The 6,011-nt window shown below is 62.1% G+C and carries 5 protein-coding genes; 4 read left to right on the forward strand and 1 reads right to left on the reverse strand.

Annotation, left to right across the window (positions count from 1 at the left end):
- The 3 genes from AC1DT3_RS10385 to AC1DT3_RS10395 form a co-directional block, all read left to right on the forward strand.
- Positions 1-2,168: ATP-dependent helicase (locus AC1DT3_RS10385; RefSeq protein WP_477465177.1), on the forward strand; the 2,168-nt coding region annotated here is incomplete at its 5' end.
- 96 nt (positions 2,169-2,264) lie between these two features.
- Positions 2,265-3,530: a class I SAM-dependent methyltransferase gene (locus tag AC1DT3_RS10390; RefSeq protein WP_477465178.1), complete on the forward strand. Its 1,266-nt coding sequence runs from the start codon at positions 2,265-2,267 to the stop codon at positions 3,528-3,530.
- 58 nt (positions 3,531-3,588) lie between these two features.
- Positions 3,589-4,518 carry a 50S ribosomal protein L11 methyltransferase gene (locus AC1DT3_RS10395; protein ID WP_477465179.1) on the forward strand — a complete coding sequence of 310 codons (930 nt, stop codon included), beginning with the start codon at positions 3,589-3,591 and terminating at the stop codon, positions 4,516-4,518.
- A 133-nt stretch (positions 4,519-4,651) separates the two neighbouring features.
- Here AC1DT3_RS10395 and AC1DT3_RS10400 read toward each other — a convergent pair whose 3' ends face one another.
- Positions 4,652-4,825 carry a hypothetical protein gene (locus tag AC1DT3_RS10400; protein WP_477465180.1) on the reverse strand — a complete coding sequence of 58 codons (174 nt, stop codon included), beginning with the start codon at positions 4,823-4,825 and terminating at the stop codon, positions 4,652-4,654.
- Positions 4,826-5,110: 285 nt separating this feature from the next.
- On the opposite strand from AC1DT3_RS10400, the gene AC1DT3_RS10405 reads away from it, so the two are divergent.
- On the forward strand, positions 5,111-6,011 hold a 901-nt coding region (locus AC1DT3_RS10405), incomplete at its 3' end, for an aminopeptidase P family N-terminal domain-containing protein (RefSeq protein ID WP_477465181.1).

The following is a 6,011-nucleotide window of genomic DNA, read 5'->3' on the forward strand; positions in this document are numbered from 1 at the left end:
GCATCGCCCATCTGATCGCGACCGGAAAGGCGCGGCCCTTCGACATCCTCTCGGTCACCTTCACCAACAAGGCCGCCCGCGAGATGAAGGAGCGGGTCGCCAATCTGATCGGGCCCATGGCCGAGGGCATGCAATGGCTCGGCACGTTTCACTCGATCGGCACCAAGATCTTGCGTCGCCACGCCGAGCTCGTCGGACTTCGTTCGGATTTCACGATTCTCGGGACCGACGATCAGCTCCGCCTGATGAAACAGGTGATCGAGGCGGAGAACATCGACGAAAAACGTTGGCCGGCGCGCCAGCTCGCATCCTACATCGATGGCTGGAAGAACCGTGGTCTCTCGCCGAACCAGGTTCCCGCCGGAGAAGCCGGTGCATTCGCCAACGGCAAGGGCGGCAAGCTCTACAGCGCCTACCAGGATCGTCTGAAAACACTCAACGCGGTCGATTTCGGCGATCTGCTGCTCGAATGTTTGCGCTTGTGGCGCGAGCACCCAGACGTTCTGCAGCAATATCAGAACCGTTTCCGCTACATGCTGGTGGACGAGTATCAGGACACCAACGTCGCCCAGTATCTGTGGCTGCGCCTGCTCGCTCAGACCCGCAAGAATATCTGTTGCGTCGGCGATGACGATCAGTCGATCTATGGCTGGCGCGGAGCCGAAGTCGACAACATCTTACGTTTCGAGCACGATTTTCCCGGTGCGGTCGTGATCCGCCTGGAACGGAACTATCGCTCCACCGCGCATATCCTGTCCGCCGCCTCCGGCCTCATCGCCAAGAACCAGGACAGACTTGGCAAGACCCTGCGCACCGAAGACGAGCCCGGCGAGAAAGTCACGCTGACCGGCGCATGGGATTCCGAGGATGAAGCACGCCTGATCGGTGAAGAGATCGAAGCGCTCCATTCCAAGAAGCATTCGCTCGCGGAGATTGCGATTCTCGTGCGCATCTCGGCGCAGATGCGCGAGATCGAAGATCGGCTCGTGACACTCGGTGTGCCCTACCGGGTCATCGGCGGGCCGCGCTTCTACGAGCGTGCCGAAATCCGAGACGCCCTCGCCTATCTCAGATGCGTCAACCAACCGGCGGACGATCTCGCTTTCGAGCGCATCGTCAACGTTCCCAAGCGCGGTCTCGGCGATGCGACACTGCAAATTCTGCACAACCACGCCCGCGCGGCACGTGTTCCGCTGATGGAAGCGGCGCGCTTCATGGTCGAGACAGACGAGTTGAAGGCGAAGCCCCGATCAACCTTGCGGGATCTTCTCATTTCGTTCGGTCGCTGGGCGAAGTTGTCGGAAACGATGACGCAGTCGGAAGTCGCGCAGACGGTTCTGGAGGAATCCGGCTACACGGAGATGTGGCAGAAGGATCGTTCCGCGGACGCGGCCGGGCGTCTGGAAAACCTCAAGGAGCTCGTGCGTTCCATGGAGGAGTTTCCCGATCTCCAGAGCTTCCTCGAACATGTGTCGCTCGTGATGGACGCCAACGAGAGCGATACTACCGAACGTGTGAGCCTCATGACCCTCCATGCCGCGAAGGGTCTGGAATTCGACACTGTCTTCCTGCCCGGCTGGGAGGAAGGGCTGTTTCCTAACCAACGCGCCCTCGACGAGAGCGGCCGCGCCGGGCTCGAAGAAGAGCGTCGACTCGCCCATGTGGGCCTGACCCGAGCGAAGCGGCGGGCCAAAATCTATTTCGCCTCCAATCGACGCATTCACGGCATGTGGAATTCCACGGTCCCGAGCCGTTTCGTGGACGATTTGCCCGAAGCACACGTCGACGTCGTCGACGCGCCCGCGCAATTCTCCCAAGGCGGTTTCGCCGAAGGCTCCCGTTTCGACCGGATGTCCAACTTCAACGGCTCGTCCTACCAGACGCCAGGTTGGCAGCGGGCCCAGGCGCGCAAGGCCGCCGGCGGTTTCGAGGACGGAGGCTATTCCGGCCGCCGCTCGGGCGACCGCCGCGGGCCCATGACGATCGAGGGCGAACTCGTCGCCCGCTCCACGGGCGCTGGATCGGACTTCAGCCTCGAGGACCGGATCCTGCATACCAAGTTCGGCCCCGGCACCGTCGCTGCCATCGACGGCAACAAGCTGACCGTCGATTTCGACAAGGCAGGCCGCAAGATGGTGCTGGACAGCTTCGTGGAACGGTTGGGCTGACGGCCCGAGCCGGGGGACAACGGGCGGTTCTGCTCTAGCCACCCGGCTGCGACTGTGGAACCATCGCTTCGTCGAGTATGGCAAGCGAGGGCTTCGATGTTCCCCCTATCCCATATGCTGAAATCCTTCGTGCGCGTCGGGACGCTGAAGGTGGTCGATGCGGAGGGCAAAGTGCATGTCTTCGCCGGCTCCCCCGGCCYCGCCGTCACGATGCGCCTGACGGACAAGTCGCTTTACCACAAGCTGTTCCTCAATCCGGAGCTGCATGCGGGCGAGGCCTATATGGACGGCAGGCTGAGCTTCGAGGACGGCTCGACGCTCAAGGATTTCCTGACGCTGTTCTCCATGAACCGGATCGCGCTCGGCACATATCCGATGCAGAAGATGCTGCGGCGGGTTTCGCGCGGATTGAAGCGCTTTCAACAGGCGAACAAGATCGGCGAAGCGCAGCGCAACGTGGCGCACCATTACGATCTCGGCAACGATTTCTACAAGCTCTTCCTCGACAAGGGCATGCAATATTCATGCGCCTACTTCCTGCACGAAGACGATACGTTGGAAGAGGCGCAACAGAACAAGCTGCGCCTCATCGCATCCAAGTTGCAATTGAAGCCGGGTTTGAGAATTCTCGACATCGGGAGCGGTTGGGGCGATCTCGCGCTTTATCTCGCCGCGATGGAGGACGTCGACGTGACCGGCGTCACGCTCTCCAAGGAACAGCATGCTTTGTCCAACGAGAAGGCGCGCCGGGCAGGCCTAGCCGATCGCGTTCGCTTCGAATTGCTCGATTATCGCAAACTCGAAAAGCGTTTCGACCGCATCGTCTCCGTCGGCATGTTCGAGCATGTGGGCGTGCACCATTACGGCGAGTTCTTCGCCAAGATAAACGCCTTGCTCGATGACGACGGCCTGATGGTGCTGCATTCGATCGGCCATATGAGTCCGCCGGGAACGGCGAGTCCATGGCTGCGCAAATACATTTTTCCTGGCGCCTATTCTCCGGCGCTGTCCGAGGTCTTTCCGGTCGTCGAACAGGCAAGCCTTTGGGTCACCGACTTGGAATTCCTGCGCGTTCACTATGCGGAGACGCTCAAGCATTGGCATCAGCGGTTCGAAGAGAATCGCGCTGCGATCGCCGCCATGTACGACGAGCGCTTCTGCCGCATGTGGGAGTTCTATCTCATCAGCGCGGAAATGATGTTTCGCACCGGGAGCCAACTGGTTTTCCATATGCAGCTCGCGCGCAAACGGGACGCCGCTCCCATCGTCCGGGACTATGTCACGGACCTGCAGCGGGTCTATCGCGGCCTCGAATGGGAGAAACTCCAGATCCTGAAGGAGGGTCAGCCGGCTCCCGCGTGACAAGTGCGGCTCGTCGAGCCGACGTGACGGCGCCTTCAGGGGGTGGTAAGCGAATGCCATGCTCGAAGGTCTTCACCCCAATCGCCCGACCCATGTCCTGCGCATCAGCACGGACCAGAATTCCGCGCGTGCGATGACGGAGTTGATCGGGGAGATCTTCGATCCAGCCGAGACGGCGGTCGCCGCGTTCGAAACCGCCGATGACGGGCCCTGGCTGCTGGAGGCGTACTTCGCCCGTAAACCGGACGAAGAGGCTGTTCGCAACCTCCTGCGGCCCATCGTCGGGGCGGAAGCCGACAAGGGCGTGTTCCTGCCGCTCGACCAGCGCGATTGGGTGAAGTCCTCGTTGGAGGGGCTGAAACCCGTCCGGGCCGGTCGCATCCTCGTCCACGGTGCGCACGACCGCGACGAACGGCGCCCGAACGACCTGACCATCGAGATCGAGGCCGCCCTCGCCTTTGGCACTGGGCATCACGGCACCACGAAAAGCTGCCTCGATGCTTTCGTCGACGAATTGAAGCTGCGCACGCCCCGCCACGTACTCGACGTCGGCACGGGCACCGGTATTCTCGCTTTCGCGGCGGCAAAAATACTGAAGCGGCCCGTCGTTGCCGGCGATATCGATCCGGAAGCGGTTCGCGTCGCACGCGAGAACGCCAAGCTCAACGGAATCGCCCCTTGGCTACGGCTTTACGTGGGACCYGGCGTGAAACATGCCGAGGCAGACAGGCCCGGTCATTTCGATCTCGTCTTTGCCAATATTCTGGCAAAGCCCTTGCGCGTGCTCGCCCCTTCCCTGTCGCGGGTCGCGACGGCGGACGGGACGCTGATCCTCTCCGGCCTTCTCGGCCGGGATGTGCCGGGCATCCTGTCGTCCTATGGCGCCCAGGGATGGCATCTTCAGCGCCGCTACGATCTCGAAGGCTGGGTCGCCCTCGTGTTGAAGCGCGGTGGAGCAAGCCCGCGGCCGTTCAGGTACTACGCCTGAACTATTCCTGCTCGACGAACGGATAGCGCTTCGCCAGCGCGCGACGCAGTGCGAAAGCGTCGGCGCAGATGTCGTAGACTGTCTTGATCACAGTGATCAGCATGATTTTCTCCTGCAGAGTGTATGGAAACGCTTAGCGCTCGAACCGCGCAGCCAACTGACGGATGAGGTCGTCATGCCGGCTCAGTTCGATGGCGGCGGAACGCGACCGGCTTTCCATGATGGCGGTGGCGAGGCGCTTGGCCAAAATGACCGCGCCAATCGAAAGGATGGCGCTGGTGGCCCAGGACGGCGTGACAACAGACATGGTCCATCTCCAACGGCGATGTTGCGATGACCCTTCTGCGTTCCTCGGTATTGTTGTTGCACTAAAGGTAAGCGTCGCTGACCTTTGCGGTAAGGGGTCGGCCTGCATGAGAGCTATTCGCTGGGTGCAGTGCACAATGATTGCCGCCCCAATGACGAGCAGTCTCTGCATAACTGGCGCTCACAGCGCACACTGCATAATCACTTCGCCACTGTTGCGGTCGCGGGCGCTGCCGCCTAGCCTGACGCCCGATCGACACCCCAGATTCTCCCAGCACCGAAACCCATGGCCCAGTTCCAGTCCTTCGACGATTCCACCTCCCCCTCCCAAGGTCCCGAGCGCATCGCGAAGCTCCGCGCCGAAATGGCGCGCCGCGGTATCGCCGGGTTCATCGTGCCCCGCGCCGACGAGCATCAGAGCGAGTACGTGCCCAAGAGCGCCGAACGTCTCGCATGGCTGACTGGGTTCACCGGGTCGGCAGGGACGGCTGTCATCTTGCAGGACAAGGCCGCACTCATCGTCGACGGCCGCTATACGATCCAGGCCGCGGAACAGGTCGACACGGCGGTCATCTCGCCGGTCCAGCTCGCGGACAAGACGGCGGAAGACTGGATTGCGGATCATCTGCCTCAAGGGGGCACGTTCGCGTACGATCCATGGCTTCACACGATCGACGGCACCAAGCGCCTCGAAAAGGCCGTGGCGCGGGCCGGAGGCAAGCTCCTGCCGGTTGACCTCAATCTCATCGACGTCATCTGGATCGACCGTCCTGCGCCACCTCGGGCGCCCGTTCGTCCTCATCCGCTGGAATATGCCGGCGAGACCGCCCAGTCGAAGCTCGAACGTCTGCGCAAGAAAATGGCCGACGACAAGCTCGACGCGGTCGTGATTTCCGATCCGCACAACCTCGCTTGGGCGTTCAACCTTCGCGGCGGCGACGTGGCCTATACGCCTCTTCCGCTCGGCTACGCGATCATCCCCAAGGAAGGCCGAGCCGATCTGTTCTTCGATCCCGCCAAGATCACCAACGAAGCGGGCGCGGCGGTTGGAGACCTTGCACAGTTCTCGGACATGTCGGCCTTTTCCGGCGCGCTCGACAAGCTCGGCCAGAAACATGCGAAGGTCCGGATCGACACGACGACGGGAGCCGTCGTCCTCGCGCGGCGAATCGAGAATGCGGGCGGCA

Source organism: Microvirga sp. P4_G7, assembly GCF_056401005.1.